Below are 19,116 nucleotides of genomic sequence, written 5' to 3'. Positions count from 1 at the left end.
CGAAGGGGGACTGGTCGCAGATGTCCTGCGCGCCGCAGCGCGCGGAACGGCAGGGCGGTCGCCGGGACCATATCGCCGGTCGGGCGCAAGCGCTGCTCGCGGGTTCTCGACATTCGGTCGGGGCCGGACAGCCTTTGCGCGCAGCCGGCTTTTCGGATCGGCGCGCCGGGTGGTGATCAAGGCGCTCCCGGTCCGCCATCGGCATAATGGACCGCGTGCCGCGCCGCTTGGTGCGCATATCGCCTATCTCGTTCGTGAGGGCGTCACGCGTGATGGCGCCGAGGCACGGCTGTTCGACGCGCACGCAGACACCGCCGATGCTGCGGATTTCGCGGCGCGATGCCAGCAGGATCGGCATCACTTCCGTTTCATTATCTCGCCCGAAGATGCGGGCGAGATGGAGGATCTGCGCGCCTTCACCCGCGATCTCATGGTCCAGATGCAGGTCGATCTTGAAACGCCGCTCGACTGGGTTGCGGTCGATCATTGGAATACCGCGCATCCGCATGTCCACCTGTTGGTGCGCGGGGTCGATGCTGCCGGTCAGGATCTGGTGCTTTCTCGCGATTACATCACGCATGGCCTGCGTTCGCGGGCGCAGGATCTGGTCATGGCCGAACTGGGGCCGCGATCCGAGCACGCCATCGAAAAGGCGCTGGCGCGCGATATCGCGGCGGATCGTTGGACCGGGCTGGATGCCGAGATCGTGCGGGCGGCTGGCGAGCGGGGCGAGATCGATATGCGCCCCGGCAAAACCGGCCCGGGCGATCCGCGCATCCGGCGCCTGATGATCGCGCGCCTGAACTATCTCGAGAAGGGCGGGCTTGCTCAGGAAACCGCCCCCGGGCGCTGGCATCTTGCCGAAGGCGCGCAAGGCACTCTGCGCGATATGGGAAGGCGGCGCGACATCATTCACACGATTGCCCGCGCACTTGCCGATGCCGGCGAAGAGCGCGGACTGGAGCGATATGCGATAGTCCACGGCGCGCCACGGCGACCGGTTGTCGGGCGGCTCCTTGCAAGCGGCCTGCACGATGAACTCTCCGGCAGCGTCTATGCGGTGATAGACGGCGTCGACGGGCAGACCCATCATGTCATCCTGCCCGGTGCCGAGGCCATCGATCGGCCGTCGGATGCGAGCGGCATTGTCGAACTGCACAGCGCGAGAGAAGGTGCGGGCAGCCGAACAGGTTTACGCCTCGTGACCCGCTCGGATTGGGATCTGGCACGTCAGGTCGCCGCACCCGGCGCGACGTGGCTCGATCACCGGCTGATCGAACGGGGCAAGGGTATCGCTGACCAGGGCTTCGGTCAGGACGTGCGGCGCGCCATGGATGCGCGCTGCGATCATCTTGTCGATTTGGGACTGGCGAGGCGCATCGGCGAACGGGTCGTCTTTGCCAAGGGGCTGCTCGAGAGGCTGCGCGGCGATGAACTCGAGGCGGTGGCGCGCGAAATTGCCACGCATTCGGGACACAGCTGGCGCGATACGCGCGCCGGGCAATCGGTCGCGGGGACATATCGTCGGCGTCTCGCGCTCAGCTCGGGGCGCTTTGCCGTGATCGAGGGTGGGTTGGGCTTCACTCTGGTGCCGTGGTCTCGCGATCTTGACGGGCTCGCAGGCCAGCGGGTCACGGGGCTGGCGAGGCCCGGTGGCGGTATCGAATGGTCGCTGGGGCGCCAGCGTGGCCTCAGCCGGTGACGTTCGGTGTCTTGCGTTTTTCCCCGTCTACAAAGGAGGTCCTGTCATGGCTGTTACCAAGATTTTGTGGCGCCAGATTCTCGCCGTGTTCGCGATCGTGCTGGCCGCGCTGTGGTCTGCCACCCAGTGGACGGCCGCTGCGCTCTCGTATCAGGTACAGCTCGGGTCACCTTGGTTCACGTTGGCCCATCGCCCGATCTATCAACCGCTCGCGTTTTTCTGGTGGTGGTTTTCGTTCGACGCCTATGCGCCGCGTGTCTTTGCGATAGGTGCGGTCATTGCGGCCTCGGGCGGGGTGGCCGCAATTTTGGTTGCCATGACGATGTCGGTGTGGCGCGCGCGTGAACGCAAGGTCGCTGAAACTTTCGGGTCGGCGCGATGGGCATCACCGCCTCAGGTCCGCAGGTCCGGGCTGCGCGCACGCCGTGGTGTCATTCTGGGGCGACTGGGCCGCCGCTATCTGCGTCACGATGGTCCTGAACATGTTCTGTGCTTTGCCCCCACGCGAAGCGGCAAAGGTGTCGGGCTGGTCATTCCCTCCTTGTTGACCTGGCCTGCCTCGGCCATCGTTCACGATATCAAGGGCGAGAACTGGCAACTGACCTCGGGTTTCCGGGCGCGATATGGCCGGGTGCTGCTGTTTGATCCCACCAACGTTGCCTCTGCACCCTACAACCCGCTTCTCGAGGTCCGCCGCGGAACATTGGAGGTGCGCGATGTCCAGAATATCGCGGATATCCTGGTCGATCCCGATGGTCGGCTCGAGGCGCGCAATCATTGGGAAAAGACGGCGCATTCGCTGCTGGTGGGAACGATCCTGCACGTGTTGCACGCCGGGGCGGACAAGACGCTGGCCGGTGTCGCGGCATTCCTGTCCGATCCGTCGCGCCCCATCGAGCAGACGCTCGAACTGATGATGGAAACACCGCATCTGGGCGAGCGCGGTCCCCACCCGGTGATCGCTGGCGCGGCGCGCGAACTGCTCAACAAATCGGAAAACGAGCGCTCGGGTGTGCTCTCGACCGTGATGTCCTTTCTCGGGCTCTATCGCGACCCGGTCATTGCGCAGGTCACCCACCAGTGTGCGTGGCGCATTGCCGACCTTGTCGAGGGGCCGCAGCCCGTCACCTTGTATCTGGTGGTTCCGCCCAGCGATATCGCCCGGACCCGGCCTTTGATCCGTCTCATCCTCAACCAGATCGGGCGGCGGCTGACAGAAACGCTCGATCCCGTCGCGACGCGCCATCGCATGCTGCTCATGCTCGATGAATTTCCTGCGCTGGGCCGGCTCGACTTTTTCGAAAGCGCTCTCGCCTTCATGGCCGGCTACGGCATCAAGGCCTTCCTGATCGCCCAGTCGCTCAACCAGATAGAGAAGGCCTATGGGCCCAACAACGCAATCCTCGACAATTGCCATGTCCGCGTGGCTTTTGCGACCAACGACGATCGCACGGCCAAGCGCGTGTCCGATGCGCTGGGAACGGCAACCGAGATGCGGGCCATGAAGAACTATGCCGGCCATCGGTTGTCACCTTGGCTCGGACATCTGATGGTCTCGCGTTCGGAAACGGCACGACAGTTGCTGACGCCCGGCGAGGTTATGCAATTGGCTGACGATGAGGAAATCGTCATGCTGGCAGGCGCGCGTCCGGTACGCGCGAAAAAAGTGCGCTATTTCGAGGACCGGCGGTTTGCAGCGCGGATTCTACCACCGCCGCGTCAGGCCAGTGGCGATGACTGGACCGGCAAGGGGGAAGCCTTTTTGCCAACACCTCCTGCAAAGGTCTCGCCCGTTGGGGGGGCGCCACGGCGACGTTCTCCGTCGGTGACCGGCGACGATGGCGGGATGGATGAGGTGGCCATGAAGGTACCGGCGAAGGTACGCCGCGCCCCTTCACCCAAGCCGTCCAACGAGTTTTCGGTGACCGACGATCCTCCGCTGGGCGAAGAAAGCAGGAAAGCCGTCGCAAAGCGCCAGCGCAAGGTGGCGCGGCAGGCCTCGCTCGATCCCGATGACAAAATGCAGCTCTAGAGCACCTTGCAATCACCGGGAAAATTACCCGGAAGATCGCACAAATACGCAGCATATCGCGAAGTCGGGGGGATGGGGGCACGCTGTCAGATCCCAGACGGTTCTAAAGGAGAAAGACGATGCGCGTTCGTCTCAACGTCTACTTTGCGCCGGACCTGGCCCGTCGGGTCAGCGAGCTTGCGATCAGGCGCCGGCTGTCGCGTTCGGCGATCATCGAGGCCGCCGTGGCATCCTACATGTCGCCAGACGGTTCGGATCGGCTCGAAGCCGCGTTCGCCCGCCGGCTCGATCGCCTGAGCCGGCACGTCCAGCGCCTCGAGCGCAACGCCGGGCTCACGACCGAGGCTCTGGCATTGTTCGTGCGTTTCTGGCTGTCGGTAACCCCACCGCTGCCCGATGAGGATCAGGCCGCAGCACAGGTCAAGGGGCGTCAGCGCTATGAAGGTTTCCTTGAAACACTGGCGCGTCGTTATGCCGCCGGCCGCCATCTCATGGACGAGATCGGCGAGGATTTCGCGGCTGACCTGAAGGAGGATGACGGGTCTGACCGTGAGCAACAAGCCGATTAGCCGCGGTCATGAGGATGTCAGGGCAAGGCGCTGGCGGGCCGGGTGAACTTCTATGGCCTACGCCAGCGCAAGTCTTTCTACGCCAGGCTACGCTCGGCCCAAACAGATGTTGATCGCCACGGCTTTATGCCTTTCTTGATCGATCCCGTCAGGCGGCCATCCCGGTCGCCTTGCGAGGAACGAGAATGTCCGCTTCGGGCCTGCACCGCGATACGAATGCGCGCAGCGCACGCATGCTGCGCACTGCGATGGGCGACGACATCGCCCGATGGTTGTCCGATCCCGGTGTCATCGAGGTCATGCTCAATCCCGATGGGCGCCTGTGGGTCGATCGTCTGTCTTCGGGAATGGCTGACAGCGGCGCGCAGCTCAGTGCGGCCGATGGCGAGCGGATCATCCGGCTCATCGCGCACCATGTCGGGGTGGAAGTGCACGCAGGCGCGCCGCGTCTCTCCGCCGAACTGCCCGAAGGGGGCGAGCGCTTCGAAGGGCTGCTGCCACCTGTAGTGGCCGCACCGGCTTTCGCTATCCGTAAGCCCGCCAGCATCGTCTTCGAGCTCGAGGCCTATGTCGCGGGCGGCATGATGACGCCCGGCGCAGCAGTTGCGCTGCGCCGGGCTGTCGCCGAGCGCTGCAACATCCTGGTGGCCGGAGGGACAGGGACCGGCAAGACCACGCTCGTCAACGCGTTATTGGCCGAAGTCGCCCGATCGGCGGACCGCATCGTGCTTATCGAAGACACCCGCGAACTGCAGTGTAGCTCGTCCAATCTTGTGGCCCTGCGTACCCGGGATGGCGTTGCCGGATTACGCGATCTGGTTCGCTCCTCCTTGCGCCTTCGTCCCGACCGTATTCCCATTGGCGAAGTGCGTGGGCCCGAAGCGCTTGATCTGCTCAAGGCCTGGGGCACCGGACACCCGGGCGGTATCGGCACCATCCATGCCGGCAGTGCGTCAGGCGCGCTGCATCGCCTCGAGCAGTTGATCCTGGAGGCGGTGGTCTCGGTACCTCGCACGCTGATCGCCCAGACCATCGATCTGGTCGCGGTGCTGGTTCGTGACGGTCACGGCCGCCGCCTCGCCGAGCTCATCCGCCTCGACGGGCTCGATCCTGTCACCGGCGACTACCGCCTTGTCTCCCTTCTAGCCGAACTGGATGAACTGCCATGACTGCTATGCCCTTCATTCGTGTCCGCAGTGGCCGGGTCGCCAGCGCCCTCGCCATCGCTTTGATCGTCACCACGCCGGCCTATGCCAGCGGTTCCTCGATGCCGTGGGAAACCCCGCTCAACTCGATCCTCGAATCGATCGAGGGGCCCGTCGCCAAGATCGTCGCCGTCATGATCATCATCACCACCGGCCTCAGCCTAGCCTTCGGGGATACCTCGGGCGGTTTCCGGCGACTGATCCAGATCGTGTTCGGGCTCTCGATCGCCTTTGCAGCTTCGAGCTTCTTCCTCAGCTTCTTCAGCTTTTCCGGCGGGGCACTCGTCTGATGGCGCAGCCGGTCGAGCTCGCCGGGTTCCACGTCCCGGTCCACCGCGCGCTCAGCGAGCCGATCTTGCTGGGCGGTGCTCCGCGCGCGCTTGCCATCGTCAATGGCACCTTAGCGGGCGCCCTGGGGCTCGGTCTCAGGCTGTGGATCGTCGGTCTCGTGGTCTGGGCGTTGGGACATGGGCTGGCGGTATGGTCGGCCCGGCGTGATCCGCAGTTTGTCGATGTCGCGCGCCGACACATACGCTATCCGGTCTGGATGGGGCCATGCTGAGCCTTGCCGAATATCGCGGCAAGGCCGACCGGCTTGCCGATTTCCTGCCTTGGGCCGCTCTGGTGGCGCCTGGCATCGTGCTCAACAAGGATGGCTCGTTCCAGCGCACCGCCCGGTTTCGCGGGCCCGATCTCGATAGCGCGACCCCGTCCGAGCTGATGGCCGTGACCGCGCGCCTCAATGGTGCGCTGCGACGCCTGGGGTCAGGTTGGACACTGTTTGTCGAGGCCCAGCGGACACAGGCCCAGGCCTATCCCCACAGCCGCTTTCCCGATCCTGCCTCCGCGCTGGTCGATGCCGAACGTCGGGCACAGTTTCGCGAAACGGGCCGCCATTTCGAAAGTGCCTTCTTTCTGACCCTGGTCTGGCTGCCCCCTGCAGAGGAGGCCGCGCGGGTGGAAAGCTGGCTCTACGAAGGGCGCAGCGATCACGGCCATGATGCAGCAGAATGGCTTCGTGCCTTTATCGATCGCACCGAGCGCGTGCTGCATCTGCTCGATGGCTTCATGCCCGAGGCCCAATGGCTCGACGATGGCGCGACCCTTACATACCTGCACAGCTGCGTCTCGACACGGCGCCAGCAGGTCCGTGTCCCCGAGACACCGATCTATCTCGACGCGCTGCTGGCCGACCAAGGGCTTGCGGGCGGCCTCGAACCCCGGCTGGGGCAGGCGCACCTGCGGACGCTGACGATTACGGGTTTTCCCAGCGCCACGTTTCCCGGCCTTCTCGACGAACTCAACCGTCAGGCGTTCGCCTACCGCTGGTCGACCCGCGCGATCATGCTGGACAAGACCGATGCGACCAGGCTGCTCACCCGGATCCGTCGCCAGTGGTTTGCCAAGCGCAAGTCGGTGGCTGCGATCCTCAAGGAAGTGATGACCAACGAGCAGTCGGTACTGCTCGACAGTGATGCCGCGAACAAGGCCGCCGATGCCGACCAGGCGCTGCAGGCGCTGGGGGCAGACCATGCCGGCATCGCCTATGTCACCGCCACAGTGACAGTGTGGGACGAAAACCCGAGCGTTGCCGCCGATCGCCTGCGCCTTGTCGAGAAGGTGATCCAGAGCCGCGATTTCACGTGCAGCGCAGAAGGGCTCAATGCCCTCGAGGCCTGGTTCGGCTCGCTGCCCGGCCATGTCTATGCCAATGTCCGTGTGCCGCCTGTCAGCACACTTAACCTTGCGCATCTGATCCCGCTTTCGGCCGTCTGGGCCGGGCCGGCGGAGGATGATCATCTTGCAGGTCCGCCGCTGTTCTTCGGCAAGACCCATGGAGCCACGCCGTTCCGCTTCGCTCTTCACGTCGGCGATGTCGGGCACACGATGGTGGTAGGGCCCACCGGTGCCGGCAAGTCGGTGCTTCTGGCGCTGATGGCACTGCAGTTCCGGCGCTATGATGCTGCACAGGTCTTTGCCTTCGATTTTGGCAAGTCGATCCGGGCTGCGACCCTTGCGATGGGCGGGGAATGGCAGGACCTGGGCATCGCGCTCGATCCTGGCGCCGTACCCGATGTGGCGGTTCTCCAGCCGCTCGCACGTATCGACGAGCCGGCCGAACGGGCCTGGGCGGCGGACTGGCTCGCGACATTGCTCCAGGCCGAGGGCATTGCCCAAGAGCCTGCCATCAAGGAGGCGGTGTGGAGCGCGCTCGGATCGCTGGCGACGGCGCCGGTCGAGGAGCGGACCTTGACCGGTCTTGCGGTCTTGCTTTCCTCGCAGCGGCTCAAGCAGGCGCTCGCCCCTTATTGTCTGGGTGGTCCCTGGGGGCGCCTGCTCGATGGAGACGTCGAACACCTGGCAAGCTCGATGGTACAAGCGTTCGAGATCGAGGGGCTGGTCGGTACGGCGGCGGCTGCGCCGGTTCTCACCTATCTGTTCCATCGCCTCGAGCAGCGGCTCGATGGACGCCCCAGCCTGATCATCATCGATGAGGGCTGGCTCGTGCTCGACAGCCCGGCTTTCGCGGCGACCTTGCGCGAATGGCTCAAAACGCTTCGCAAGAAGAATGCCAGCGTGGTCTTTGCGACCCAGAGCCTTGCCGACATCGAAGCCTCGAGCATTGCACCGGCGGTCATCGAGAGCTGCCCCACCCGCATCTTCCTGCCCAACGAGCGCGCGAGCGAACCCCAGATCGCGGCGATCTATCAGCGCTTCGGGCTCAACGACCGCCAGATCGAGATCCTCGGGCAAGCGGCGCCCAAGCGCGATTACTACTGCCAGTCGCGACGGGGCAACCGGTTGTTCGAACTTGGGCTGGGCGATGTCGCGCTGGCCTTCACCGCAACTTCGGCGGCGCAAGATCAGATCCGCATCGATGCAATTCTCGCCAAACACGGGCGCACCGGGTTTGCCCGGGCGTGGCTGTGTGCCTGCGGTCTGGCATGGGCCGCCGACCTGATCGACGATGTCGATGGCCACGAGAGGGTGGCATGAAGATCCGGGTGCCAGCCTCGATCATCGCCGGGGCCCTTGCGCTGGTGAGCTGTTGCGGGCGCGCCCAGGCGTTCATCGTCTATGATCCGACAAACTACGCCCAGAATGTCCTGCAGGCCGCGCGTGCGCTCGAACAGATCAACAACCAGATTCGCCAGATAGAGAATCAGGCGACCTCGCTGGTCAACGAGGCGAAGAACCTGGCGTCTCTGCCTGAGACCCGGTTGGCAAGTCTGGAGCAGCAGCTCGACCGGACACGACAGCTACTGCTCGAGGCACAACGGATTTCCTACAGTGTTGCCAGCATCGATAGTGCGTTCACGCAGCGCTATACAGGCTCGGCCCTGACCGGCAGCGCGAGCCAGATGGCGACGAATGCCCAGGCGCGCTGGAGCGACAGCGTTGCGGCTTTCCAGGATTCGCTGAAAGTCGGTGCGACCCTGGTCGGCAATCTGAGTGACACCCGCGAAACTGTGACCGGACTGGTCGGTGCCAGCCAGTCGGCCAGTGGCGCGCTCCAGGCGGCTCAGGTCGGTAATCAGCTGCTGGCGCTCCAGTCGCAGCAACTGGCTGATCTGGCCGCAGCGATGGCCGCGCAGGCTCGGGCCCAGGCTCTGGAGGCTGCCAATGCGAGTGCCACCCAGGCCGAAGGCGCCGCGCGCTTCAAGCGGTTCAGGGGAGAATGATGCGGCGCCGCTTCTGCCTCGCCGTGGCGGTCATTGGCGCCTGCATGATGATCGGCATTTCACTGGTGTTTGCCGGCGAGGGGCCTGCTCCGGACGCCTTACTGGAACCTGGTCAGCGCTTCGCTCCCGATATCGAAACCCAGGCCGACGCAAGGGGCCAGAGTAGCGATACGTCCGGCTGCCGCAGCGCCAGTGTGCCGGTGGCTTCCTGCGAGCAGGCCTGGGATGCACGGCGACGGCATTTCTTCGGGGAGCAGACCGCAGGAGGAAGTGCACCATGAACGATACGAGCGTCATCGATACCTTCCTCTCGGTCTTCAGCCGGTACATCGATAGCGGCTTTGGACTGCTGGGCGGGGAAGTCGGCTTTCTCTCCTCGAGCCTGATCGGGATCGATCTGACCCTTGCGGCACTGTTCTGGGCCTGGGGGAGCGAGGAGGACGTGCTCCAGCGCCTCGTGCGCAAAACGCTCTATATCGGCGTCTTCGCCTGGATCATCGGGAACTTCGGTAATCTGGCGACGATCCTGTTTGACAGTTTTGCAGGGCTGGGCCTCAAGGCAACCGGATCTTCCCTTGCGCTGGGTGATTTCCTGAAGCCGGGAACGCTCGCATCGACCGGGATCGATGCCGCGATGCCGCTGCTCGACGCGACCGCCGACCTGCTGGGACCGGTCGGTCTGTTCACCAATATCGTCGAGATCGCGATCCTGCTGATCGGCTGGCTGATCGTCGTTCTCGCGTTCTTCGTCATGGCCATCCAGGTCTTCATCACCATCATCGAGTTCAAGCTGGTGACGCTGGCCGGTTTCGTGCTGCTGCCCTTCGCGTTTTTCGGGCGCACGGCCTTCATGGCTGAAAAGGTGCTCGGACATATCGTATCCTCGGGCATCAAGCTCCTGGTCCTGGCCGTCATTACCGGGATCGGCACGACGCTCTTCAGCCAGTTCACCTCGGCCGGGCTCGGCAGCGAGCCGACCCTGCAACAGGTGCTGGCGCTTGTGCTGGCGGCGCTGAGCTTGCTGGGGCTTGCGATCTTCGGGCCCGGTATCGCCAACGGAATCGTCGCCGGAGGCCCCCAACTGGGCGCAGGGGCGGCTGCAGGAACCGCACTTGCCGCCGGGGCCGCCGTGGGTGGCGCAGGTGCTGCAGTGGGTCTCGCCGGCGGAGCTGCCGCCGGCCTTGCCGGTTCCGGCGCGGCCGCGGCGGGCGGGCTTTCTCGTGCCTTTGCCGCAGGAGCGGCAGGCAGGAGCGGGGCCAGTGCCGCGGTTGGAGGGCTTTCCGGTGTTGCCCGGCAAAGCGCACAGGCAGCAGGCTCTCCGCTGCGCGCGGCGGCCACCCATCTCGCGCAACGCTTCGCAGGCGGTACGCCCGATGCCGAAACCGAAAGCTCCGCCTCTTCGACAGCAGGCCGCGCACCGCGCTGGGCGGTCGCGATGAAACGAGGCCAGACCCTCAGTCATGGCGCCAGCGTTGCCGCTCACACGCTGAAGGCTGGCGACAGCCATGGTGCAGGCGGTGCGCCGGATATTTCCGACAAGAGCTGAACGCTAAGCACTGGAGGCCACAGATCATGTTTCGACGATCCTCGATCCGCTACGGCAAGAGCCCTGTCCCGGTTACGCCCTACCAGCGCGCAGCGCAGGTCTGGGACGAGCGGATCGGGTCCGCGCGGGTGCAGGCGCGCAACTGGCGCCTGGCCTGCTTCTGCTGCCTGGGACTGACCGCTGGGCTGGCAAGCGCTCTGGTCTGGCAGGCCTCGCGAGGATCCGTGATACCCTGGGTCGTCGAAATCGACCGGCTAGGGCAGGCTCGTGCCGTTGCTCCGGCCCAAGCCGGATACCGGCCTTCGGATCCTCAGATCGCGTATCACCTTGCGCGCTTCATCGAGCAGGTGCGCTCGATCCCTTCCGACCCGGTCGTGCTGCGTCAGAACTGGCTGCGAGCCTATGACTTTACCTCTGAGCGTGGTGGTCAGGCCCTGAACGACTATGCGCGCAGCGATGATCCCTTTGCCAAGATCGGCAAGACACAGGTCGCCGTGGATGTCTCGAGTGTCATCCGGGCATCACCATCCAGCTTCCGGGTCGCCTGGAGCGAGCGGCGCTATGAGGACGGTGCACTGGCCCAGACCACGCGCTGGTCTGCGATCCTCACGATCGCTGTCGAACCGCCGCGCACGGCCGATGGCCTGCGTCGCAATCCGCTGGGAATTTTCGTCGATGCTTTCGACTGGTCAAAGGAACTTGGCTGATGGTCCACACTGCGCGTAGATTTTGCTGCCTTGTCACAGGGGCTTTCCTTGGTCTTGCAGCGCCTGTGTCCTTTGCTGCCGGACTGGGCGTGCCAACGGCTTTGCCAGGCGCAAGGATTGCGGTGCGCAGCCAACCAACGGTGCCGGTCCGCCCCGCAGACGGCAAGCACATCGTTGCCGTTCACGCCACGGCGCACCATGGCGCGCGCCATAGGTTACGCCGCCGTCCGGCTCCAACAGCCCGCGCGCGGGCTCGCAACGGTGCGGCAGCGCGCGTCCGCCAAGCGAATGCTGCAGCGCGGATCGGACCCGACGCCGAAAGCGATGCCAGCGGGATCGTGCAATATGCGTGGAGTGAAAGCGCACTATATCAGGTCTATACGGCGCCCGGGCGAGTGACAGACATCGTTCTCGAGGCCGGTGAGAAATTTGCAGGATCAGGGCCGGTCGCGGCCGGCGATACGGCCCGCTGGATCATCGGGGATACTGCAAGCGGGGCAGGGGCGAGCGCGCATTTGCATGTGCTTGTCAAACCGGCGCGCGCGGGCATTGCGACCAATCTGGTGATCAACACCGACCGGCGCACGTACCACATCGAGCTGCACGCCACGCCTTCGACCTACATGGCCTCGGTGTCCTGGACCTATCCCGCCGATGCGCTGATTGCACTGCAGGCTGGTGCCGGAATGGTGCCGTCGCCATCGCCGTCGCCTTCAGGGCCGGCCATTGATGCTGCCGCTCTCGATTTCGGGTATCGCCTCAAGGGCGATCGACCGCGCTGGCGTCCGCTGCGCGTCTTCGGTGACGGACACCGGGTGCTGATCCAGTTTCCCGACGATATCGGCACCGGTGAAATGCCGCCGCTTTTTGTGATGGGCGAGCACGGTGCCAGCGAACTGGTGAACTATCGGGTCGAGGGGCGCTACATGATCGTGGATCGCCTGTTTGATCAGGCGCAGCTGCGGCTGGGAACTGCAAAGACGCAGCAGTCCGTCATCATAGAGCATGTCGCTCGCGCGCGGCGCAGCGAGGCTGGCACATGAACGCGACGCAAGACCCGCATGTCGGACGCGGAAGCGATCCGGTTCAAGGCCTCGATCGGAAAGAGGCTGCGGCAAGCGATCGCGCGGTGCCCGATGCAGCCGGGGGCCCCGTGTCGCAGTCCGGCACCGGTTCAAACCCGGGCAATGGAGAAGGGGGCGATGTCGGGCATGAAGTTCATGACGCACCTGCGCCGTTCCCCGACTTCAACCCGAGCCCGGAACCCGGGGCGGATCCCTTTCGTCTCGGGGTTCCATGGCCGCAGGTCAAGCGACTGTCGCGCAACTCGCTCACCATTCTGGGCGGGGTGAGCGCAGCCCTGGTCGCAGGGTCTGTCATCTATGCGCTGCGCACCTCGCCGCCCGCTGCGCCGCGCAATCTCGTGGAGCCGATGAATGCCACCAAGGCGTTCGGCCTTGCGGGGGGCACCAGCGACTATTCGCAGGTGCCCCGGCTGGGACCACCGCTGCCCGGTGATCTGGGGCGCCCGATTCTGGAAGCCGAACAGGCACAGGCCCGAAATCCGGCCCCTCCAGATCAAGATACGAAAACACAGCAGGCTCGTGAACGCAGGGCAGCCAGTATCGAGGCGGCGAGATCCAGTGGGCTGTTTGCGGCGCACGCGAACGAAGATGACAGCGGCAGTTCCCCAGGAGGTACGTCAATGACGCAGTTGCCTCTGTCGCTCGCATCGCAGATGTCGGCATCCGCGTCGCAGCCGGCTGCCACGACTTCGGCGGATACGGCAGGAGTGGCTGGCAATCGTGCCTTTCTGCGACAAGGCGAGCAGGCATCCCCCGTCAGTGATGCCCGTATCGTGACGCCTCCATCCGCCAATGTCGTCCAGGCCGGCAGTATCATCCCGGCAGCGCTGATCACCGGTATCCAGTCCGATCTCCCCGGCCAGATCACGGCTCAGGTTACCCAGAACGTCTATGACAGTCCCACCGGCACCATCCTGCTTATCCCGCAAGGCGCCCGGTTGATCGGCACATACGACAGCGCCATCGCCGCAGGCCAGACGCGGGTTCTTTTTGCATGGGACCGCCTGATCTTTCCAGGCGGGCGCTCGATTATGCTGGACCGTCTCGCAGGCGCGGATGCATCGGGTATGGCAGGGCTTGCCGACCGCACCAACCACCACTGGGGCAATGTCCTCAAGGCGGCCCTCGTCTCGAGCGTGCTGAGCGTGGGAAGCGATCTGGCGGCTGACAGCGATGGACGTCTGGTGCGCGCGTTGCGCGAAGGCACGCAGGACACCGTAAGCCAGACAGGGCGACAACTCGTGCAACGCGAGATCGATGTGCCGCCAACCCTGTCGGTCAGGCCTGGATATCCCTTGCGGGTCATTGTGACCCGCGACCTTGTACTGGCACCTGTTTCCAAGAGGTAGATGATGGGCACTTTGAAACTCGGGCCGCTCGAGGATGATCGGCCGGTCAAGCTTACCGTTGAAATCCCGGCCGCGACCTACCGCGATCTCGTGGCTTATGCCCAGGCCCATGCTGCGCAGCACGGACAGGCGCAGGCCAGAAGTCCCGAGAAACTGATCGCGCCGATGCTCGAGCGTTTCATGGCTTCGGATCGCGGATTTGCAAGACGTGCACGTTGAAGTGCATGACAAGAAATCAGTGAGATACCGTTTGAAACAATATGAATGGTGACCATACTGGCAGTGCTGCACCTTTTGATGCAGTATCGTGACCGGGTCGCTGGTGCGCATGTCCAGGCTTTATCGCTAAAGGTTCCAGTGCGTTCGTTCGCCGGACGTTTCCCCGCTCGGTCACTTTTCATACCGATGGATTGCCAGGTCTCGGCGGCATGACCGTATTATAATTGATTATAAACTGGCCGATGTCGGATGGTCATGAAACCTTTGTGTTGCGGTCATGGTGGCCGCACCTGACGAAGGAGTACAGATCATGGATCGTTCCGACACCACCGCCGAACTCGTCGAGCTTGGCGATGCCGTGGCCTTGACCCGCGGCGATGCCCTCCTCGGCCCGCAGGATACCTTAAACGACATGTCGCGCACTTCAGGCGGCATCAGCCAGGACGATTGACCTTGCGAGCGGGCGCAGTTTTCCTGGAGAACTGCGCCCGTTTCGCATCCGATCTCGAAAAGGGCGGGGGCACGATGTACACTTTGTCGGATACGCTTCATGGCTGTACCATCGCTCATCAGCCGGTGCTCCTTGATACGGCGAAGGGGCGCTATCTGACCCTTCGCGGCGATGCTTCCCGCAGTCTGCTCGATGCCGTCGAGCGCCAGATGCCATCCGCAATGGAGGACATGCTGCGCTGCCACGGCCTCCTCGCTTGGGACGCGAAAGCGCAGGTGCGCGTGCATGATGCGCCTGTCGTCACCAGGTCCCGGCGAGAAGACCTGTCACAAACCGTGCCTGGCAAGAGAGTGATGGCCGCTCTCGGTAAGCGGCTTGCGGCGCGGCACCATCTACGCGGCCGGCCCTTCGGTGAAACGTTGCAGGCGCTGCGCGATGCGGTCGCGCCCAAACGATCGCCTGCACGCTGGCGGCGATCTCATGGCGAAGCGGAGATCGCCACAGCCTTTGCATGCTCGAGGTTGTGGCTCGCCGGCGATGGCCGTTGTGTGCCAGATAGCCTTGCGCTGGCCTCGGTGCTCGCGCGTCATGGCCATCGCCCCCGGATCGTGATCGGCGTATGTCTGCCGATTGCCGCTCATTGCTGGGTCCAGTGCGAAGATCGACTGATCAGCGATCGCCTCGAGGCGATAACGCCCTTCCATCCCATCTGGTCGACATGACCACACCGCGTTTTTCGGCCTGGCTCGGCACCGATCATGCAATGCCATGGCATACCAACCGTAACGGTGGTCTGGTCCCGGTGCCTTCCGGCAAGGGCCTCGACCTCAGGGCCAGCGGCCCGGTCATCCCGCTATGCGGTCAGGGTGCGATCATCGGCCATCTTTTCGAACGAGGAGCCGTCAGTCGCCGGGTTCTGCGTCTCGAGCCGGACCGGATCGAGCGTATTGTGGCAACGAAGGGGGCCAGCCTGGTGCGCGAGTTCTGGGGAGGCTATGTCGCTTTCCTTCTCGATGCGCAGGGGTGCTGGCACATCTTGCGCGACCCCTCGGGAACACTCCCTGTTTACTGGCGGCGATTGGCAGCCGGAATTGCACTGGCCTCCGGCCTCGAGGAACCCCCATTTCGCTACCAAGACGGGGTGGGTATCGATTACGAGGCCTTGTGCCTTCATCTCGGCGCTGCCCATCACGCCGGCGCGGCGACCTGCCTGGCAGGTGTCAGCGAACTGTTGGCTGGCGAAGTGCTGTGTCTTGGCAACGACGGTGTCCGAAACACAGCGCTCTGGTCGCCGTGGGATCATGTTCACGACCGCCGGCAGGACGCGCAGGTCACGGCGGACGACCTGCATGCTGTCGTGTCCGATGTCGTCGCCGCATGGGGCGATGTTTTCGCCTCGGTGCTTCTGGGCATGTCGGGCGGTCTCGATTCCTCGATCGTGGCCGCCGCGCTGCACCGTTCACGGACCAGAGTTCGGGGCGTGACGCTCTATTGGCCCGACGGCGAGGGCGATGAGCGCGCATGGGCCCGGCTGGCCGCGCAATCGGCGGGGGTGGATCTGCAGGAAGCCGCCTATCGTTTTTCGGACGTGGATCTCGATGCGCCGGTCGTGCGCGACACGTCGCGCCCCCAGCTGTCGTTCCATGTTCAGGCGCTGGCCGCGACAGACGATGTCCTTGGGTACCCCGAGGGCTATATCTCCGGGCACGGCGGCGACAACGTGTTTGGTATGATCCGCTCGGTCACGCCTGTTCTTGACGCCATGCTGGATTTGCAAGGTCCTTTGGCTATCATGCGTACGATCGCCGATGTCGCGCGTCTGAACGATGCCGACCTGCCCACGATCCTGTTACACCTTGCACGGCGACTGGCCCGGCGTCCCTCGCGAGATACAGCCGATCTGCGTTTTCTCGACGTTGGCCGCTTTCGCGCGGCACGCGATGAAATCGCCTCACACCCATGGAATCAGCCGCCTTCCCCGACGCCAGCCGGCCGCGCCGCCCACGTCCGTTCGATCCGACGCGCGCATGGCCACGATGGTATCCATAGCCGCACAACGCATCCCCCCATGATCTGCCCACTGCTGGCGCAGCCCGTGGTGGAACTGTGCCTGCGGATACCGAGCTGGCGGTGGATTACCAGGGGACAGGACCGTTCGGTGGCACGGGATGCTTTCGCCGGGGATCTTCCAGCCCAGATCGTCGCGCGTCGCTCGAAAGGCGGCCCTTCGGGATTTACCGAAGCGCTGTTTCTGGCGCACCAGCAGCACATCGTGCATCGCCTTCACGATGGCCTGCTGAAACGCGAGGGCGTGGTCCACGATCTCCCGGCGCCGGATGAGAGGCTATCGCTCGAACCTGGCGCCGGGCGCCGCCTGCTGGCTTTGCTTGCCGCCGAGAACTGGGCACAGGCTTGGCAGCAGTCATCAAGGTGACATGGGCTCAGCCTCGTCGCGCCGGGCCTCGTCGCGCAGGGCATCCCAGCGCTGGCGCCTTTGTCCGTCCGGCCCGGAAGACGGCTCGATCCCGCGCAACCAGAAGTCAAACCACTCGAGGTTCTCTTGCATCGCGGCACGTCGGTTTGCCGGAATGTGGAAGATATGGGTTTCGTCTGAGGCTTCGCTTTCACCGGGATAGAGCGTCATTTCCGCCGGGACACCGTGCGCGCGCAAGGCACGGTAGAAATCCGTCGTCGGAATGGCCAGCGGTTCGGCGAGTTGCTGCAGGACAGGGGTATGCGTGTACGAAGCACGATAGGAGGGCGCAAAAGCCTGATAGGCGCCGGCAGCAGCAGGGTCACCGGGGGCGCCACCATAGATTGCGTTGTAGGAACATGCCGCGGCCAGATAGACGCTGGGTTCAAGAAATCCGCCATCGCCGCTTGAGGCTGCGCGAAACAGATGGGTCTGGGTCACGGCCACATTGACGATCTGCGAGCCAAAGCTGTAGCCGGCAACCCCGACCCGTGCCGGATCTATGATCCCGTCCCTATCCAGTTGGGCGATCGCACTGCGCATGCTCTCGACGGTGTTGAGCCAGAGCAGCTGGCGCACTTCGGCGGGGCTGGTCTTGCCGTCACAGCTGTTTTCCGTCGTAGCCGCCATCTCGATCGTCGGGCTCTGCGCCGTGAAAGGGTCATTGAGAAGCACGACGACATACCCGCGTTCGGCCAGGACCTGCACGGGGTAGTTCCACTGGAAACTTGGCGCCCCGAACCGTTGGTCCGCATCCGAGCCATGCGTGACGATGATCGCGGGATATCGCTTGGTGGGTTGGTAGCCGCGGGGATAGATGACGAAGCCGGCGGAAACGAAACCATAGGCGTTGGTCCAAGTCCGCGGCGTGATCCGCAGGGGCGCGATCGTTTCGTACCGCGCCGAGACCGCATGCAGATCGGTGACACGAGCGCTGCGTGCATCGACCGATGCCAGTTGCGGTGGCCGGTCGAGGGCTTCGTGGATGCAGATACCTCGGTGCAGCGCGCTATCGAATGCGCAGTTCCTCAGCGACCCGCGCGCATCGATCAGCTGCCTGTGGCCTGCCTCGTCGATCTTCAGGAGCGCATAGCGTGCCTCTCGCGGTATGCGCACGGCCGTCAAGGAAAACGCGCCGTCGCTTGCACGCCAGCTGCCGGGCGAGCGGGGATCGGACAGGGTGTCCTCGCTGGCGCCGTAGTCGTAGACCCGGCCATCGGGCTGATGTTCGCGCAGGCGCAGGACATTGTCGAGCCGATCGATTGCCAGCGTGCCGCCGTGCGGTCCGATGACCGCCGGGCGCGCGAGGCCCGCTGCAGCGGGCAGCGGTGTCGACTGCCGGGTCGCAAAATCCCACGCGAAGCGCTGGACTGTCGGATCGCTGCGAGTGTCTATTTGCCGTGCGTACTCGATCGCATCCGCGCGCCAGACTGGCATGGCACCGAGCCAGCGCGCGACTCTGTCGTGGTCGGACACGGTCATGACCGGAACAGGTGCGAGCTGCTGCTGCTTCATAAAGAAATGAACCGAAACAGGAGGGCCGGTCCGGTGGTGCAGGCTGGCGCGCGCGATGGGCTCGTTTGCCACGATAGCAGGGGGGGCACTCGAGGCTTCGAGCGTCGAATAGAACAGTCTCCTGCCATCAGGCGACCAGCTGTAGAAGGCCACACCAAAACGCAGCGGACGGGTGAAAGTCACACCAAACTCGCCGCCATCGACATTGCCGACGAGAACTGGCCGGGGATTGAAGACAAGGGTAGAGGGTGGGGTGTTCCCGCTAACACGATAGAGCTGCACGCCTGCGCCAAAGTCCGCAAGCACACTCCAGCCCGGCCCTGCGGGCATCGCTTCGAGGTGTTCCATCCAGTCAGACCGGGCAAGAATCACGTCCCGACGGGATTGCAGATCCAGGACATGCAATTCGAAGACCGGCCCGTCATCCTGGCTGCGTGTCACACGTACTAGGTAAGCAGCGCTCCTGCCATCGCGCGACAAGGCGATCTGCTCGACTTGAGGGATGGTCAGTATATCCTCGATCGTCCATGTCCGAGCGACGCGCGCGGGCTGTGTTGGCGGCGCGGCGGTCGCGGTATTC

Annotated in this window: 18 protein-coding genes; 17 read left to right on the top strand and 1 reads right to left on the bottom strand. The window is 64.5% G+C overall.

Annotated features, from left to right (window positions below; translation table 11 throughout):
- The first annotated feature begins 172 nt into the window (after nt 1-172).
- The 17 genes from AC3EC3_RS18475 to AC3EC3_RS18395 all read left to right on the top strand — a co-directional run bounded on the left by AC3EC3_RS18475 (nt 173) and on the right by AC3EC3_RS18395 (nt 16,982).
- Nucleotides 173-1,702 (top strand): DUF3363 domain-containing protein, encoded by a 1,530-nt coding sequence (locus AC3EC3_RS18475; protein WP_488491057.1) that lies wholly within the window; start codon nt 173-175, stop codon nt 1,700-1,702.
- A gap of 46 nt (nt 1,703-1,748) precedes the next feature.
- Complete coding sequence (locus AC3EC3_RS18470; protein WP_488491056.1) at nt 1,749-3,734, top strand: conjugal transfer protein TraG; 1,986 nt, start codon at nt 1,749-1,751, stop codon at nt 3,732-3,734.
- A 119-nt stretch (nt 3,735-3,853) separates the two neighbouring features.
- Nucleotides 3,854-4,303 carry a ribbon-helix-helix domain-containing protein gene (locus AC3EC3_RS18465; protein WP_488491055.1) on the top strand — a complete coding sequence of 150 codons (450 nt, stop codon included), beginning with the start codon at nt 3,854-3,856 and terminating at the stop codon, nt 4,301-4,303.
- 185 nt (nt 4,304-4,488) lie between these two features.
- The gene (gene trbB, locus AC3EC3_RS18460; protein ID WP_260929135.1) at nt 4,489-5,472 is read left to right on the top strand and encodes a P-type conjugative transfer ATPase TrbB; all 984 of its coding nucleotides are present in this window, start codon (nt 4,489-4,491) and stop codon (nt 5,470-5,472) included.
- A 5-nt stretch (nt 5,473-5,477) separates the two neighbouring features.
- The gene (locus tag AC3EC3_RS18455; RefSeq protein WP_260929687.1) at nt 5,478-5,798 is read left to right on the top strand and encodes a TrbC/VirB2 family type IV secretion system protein; all 321 of its coding nucleotides are present in this window, start codon (nt 5,478-5,480) and stop codon (nt 5,796-5,798) included.
- Entirely contained in the window at nt 5,798-6,070 is a 273-nt protein-coding gene (locus AC3EC3_RS18450) for a VirB3 family type IV secretion system protein (protein ID WP_488491054.1), read from the top strand. Before AC3EC3_RS18455 ends, AC3EC3_RS18450 begins: the two co-directional genes overlap by 1 nt.
- Nucleotides 6,064-8,505, top strand: a complete 2,442-nt coding sequence (gene trbE, locus AC3EC3_RS18445) for a conjugal transfer protein TrbE (protein ID WP_260929139.1) — start codon at nt 6,064-6,066, stop codon at nt 8,503-8,505. Before AC3EC3_RS18450 ends, trbE begins: the two co-directional genes overlap by 7 nt.
- Nucleotides 8,502-9,191 carry a P-type conjugative transfer protein TrbJ gene (gene trbJ / locus AC3EC3_RS18440; RefSeq protein WP_260929141.1) on the top strand — a complete coding sequence of 230 codons (690 nt, stop codon included), beginning with the start codon at nt 8,502-8,504 and terminating at the stop codon, nt 9,189-9,191. Before trbE ends, trbJ begins: the two co-directional genes overlap by 4 nt.
- A complete protein-coding gene (locus tag AC3EC3_RS18435) occupies nt 9,188-9,472 on the top strand; it encodes a hypothetical protein (RefSeq protein ID WP_488491053.1) in 285 nt (94 codons plus the stop codon). Before trbJ ends, AC3EC3_RS18435 begins: the two co-directional genes overlap by 4 nt.
- Complete coding sequence (gene trbL, locus AC3EC3_RS18430) at nt 9,469-10,737, top strand: P-type conjugative transfer protein TrbL (RefSeq protein ID WP_260929144.1); 1,269 nt, start codon at nt 9,469-9,471, stop codon at nt 10,735-10,737. Before AC3EC3_RS18435 ends, trbL begins: the two co-directional genes overlap by 4 nt.
- Nucleotides 10,738-10,763: 26 nt before the next feature.
- Nucleotides 10,764-11,444, top strand: a complete 681-nt coding sequence (gene trbF / locus AC3EC3_RS18425; protein ID WP_260929146.1) for a conjugal transfer protein TrbF — start codon at nt 10,764-10,766, stop codon at nt 11,442-11,444.
- 122 nt (nt 11,445-11,566) lie between these two features.
- Nucleotides 11,567-12,487, top strand: coding sequence for a P-type conjugative transfer protein TrbG (gene trbG / locus AC3EC3_RS18420; RefSeq protein ID WP_488491052.1), 921 nt, complete (start codon nt 11,567-11,569; stop codon nt 12,485-12,487).
- Nucleotides 12,484-13,878, top strand: a complete 1,395-nt coding sequence (locus AC3EC3_RS18415; protein ID WP_488491051.1) for a TraB/TrbI/VirB10 family type IV secretion system protein — start codon at nt 12,484-12,486, stop codon at nt 13,876-13,878. Before trbG ends, AC3EC3_RS18415 begins: the two co-directional genes overlap by 4 nt.
- Nucleotides 13,879-13,881: 3 nt before the next feature.
- On the top strand, nt 13,882-14,097 hold the full coding sequence (locus AC3EC3_RS18410) for a DUF2274 domain-containing protein (RefSeq protein ID WP_260929689.1): 216 nt from the start codon (nt 13,882-13,884) through the stop codon (nt 14,095-14,097).
- Nucleotides 14,098-14,407: 310 nt separating this feature from the next.
- On the top strand, nt 14,408-14,548 hold the full coding sequence (locus AC3EC3_RS18405) for a hypothetical protein (RefSeq protein ID WP_260929152.1): 141 nt from the start codon (nt 14,408-14,410) through the stop codon (nt 14,546-14,548).
- A 2-nt stretch (nt 14,549-14,550) separates the two neighbouring features.
- Entirely contained in the window at nt 14,551-15,270 is a 720-nt protein-coding gene (locus AC3EC3_RS18400) for a lasso peptide biosynthesis B2 protein (protein WP_488491050.1), read from the top strand.
- Nucleotides 15,267-16,982 (top strand): asparagine synthase-related protein, encoded by a 1,716-nt coding sequence (locus AC3EC3_RS18395; protein WP_488491049.1) that lies wholly within the window; start codon nt 15,267-15,269, stop codon nt 16,980-16,982. The genes AC3EC3_RS18400 and AC3EC3_RS18395 overlap by 4 nt, the downstream gene beginning before the upstream one ends.
- On the opposite strand, the gene AC3EC3_RS18390 is transcribed toward AC3EC3_RS18395, so the two are convergent.
- Nucleotides 16,974-19,016 carry a prolyl oligopeptidase family serine peptidase gene (locus AC3EC3_RS18390; RefSeq protein ID WP_488491048.1) on the bottom strand — a complete coding sequence of 681 codons (2,043 nt, stop codon included), beginning with the start codon at nt 19,014-19,016 and terminating at the stop codon, nt 16,974-16,976. The genes AC3EC3_RS18395 and AC3EC3_RS18390 overlap by 9 nt on opposite strands.
- Nucleotides 19,017-19,116 lie beyond the last annotated feature (100 nt).

It is taken from the genome of Novosphingobium sp. BAM6, assembly GCF_057784955.1.
Note: the sequence above shows the minus strand (reverse complement) of the source record. Positions and strands in the feature narration are given on the sequence as shown.

Bases quoted from the DNA above. Each gene is read 5' to 3' on its own strand.
- AC3EC3_RS18465 (WP_488491055.1), top strand. From the start codon at position 3,854: ATGCGCGTTCGTCTCAACGTCTACTTTGCGCCGGACCTGGCCCGTCGG.
- AC3EC3_RS18415 (WP_488491051.1), top strand. From the start codon at position 12,484: ATGAACGCGACGCAAGACCCGCATGTCGGACGCGGAAGCGATCCGGTT.
- AC3EC3_RS18405 (WP_260929152.1), top strand. From the start codon at position 14,408: ATGGATCGTTCCGACACCACCGCCGAACTCGTCGAGCTTGGCGATGCC.
- AC3EC3_RS18450 (WP_488491054.1), top strand. From the start codon at position 5,798: ATGGCGCAGCCGGTCGAGCTCGCCGGGTTCCACGTCCCGGTCCACCGC.
- AC3EC3_RS18410 (WP_260929689.1), top strand. From the start codon at position 13,882: ATGGGCACTTTGAAACTCGGGCCGCTCGAGGATGATCGGCCGGTCAAG.
- AC3EC3_RS18455 (WP_260929687.1), top strand. From the start codon at position 5,478: ATGCCCTTCATTCGTGTCCGCAGTGGCCGGGTCGCCAGCGCCCTCGCC.
- trbE (WP_260929139.1), top strand. From the start codon at position 6,064: ATGCTGAGCCTTGCCGAATATCGCGGCAAGGCCGACCGGCTTGCCGAT.
- trbB (WP_260929135.1), top strand. From the start codon at position 4,489: ATGTCCGCTTCGGGCCTGCACCGCGATACGAATGCGCGCAGCGCACGC.
- trbJ (WP_260929141.1), top strand. From the start codon at position 8,502: ATGAAGATCCGGGTGCCAGCCTCGATCATCGCCGGGGCCCTTGCGCTG.
- trbF (WP_260929146.1), top strand. From the start codon at position 10,764: ATGTTTCGACGATCCTCGATCCGCTACGGCAAGAGCCCTGTCCCGGTT.
- AC3EC3_RS18395 (WP_488491049.1), top strand. From the start codon at position 15,267: ATGACCACACCGCGTTTTTCGGCCTGGCTCGGCACCGATCATGCAATG.
- AC3EC3_RS18435 (WP_488491053.1), top strand. From the start codon at position 9,188: ATGATGCGGCGCCGCTTCTGCCTCGCCGTGGCGGTCATTGGCGCCTGC.
- AC3EC3_RS18470 (WP_488491056.1), top strand. From the start codon at position 1,749: ATGGCTGTTACCAAGATTTTGTGGCGCCAGATTCTCGCCGTGTTCGCG.
- trbL (WP_260929144.1), top strand. From the start codon at position 9,469: ATGAACGATACGAGCGTCATCGATACCTTCCTCTCGGTCTTCAGCCGG.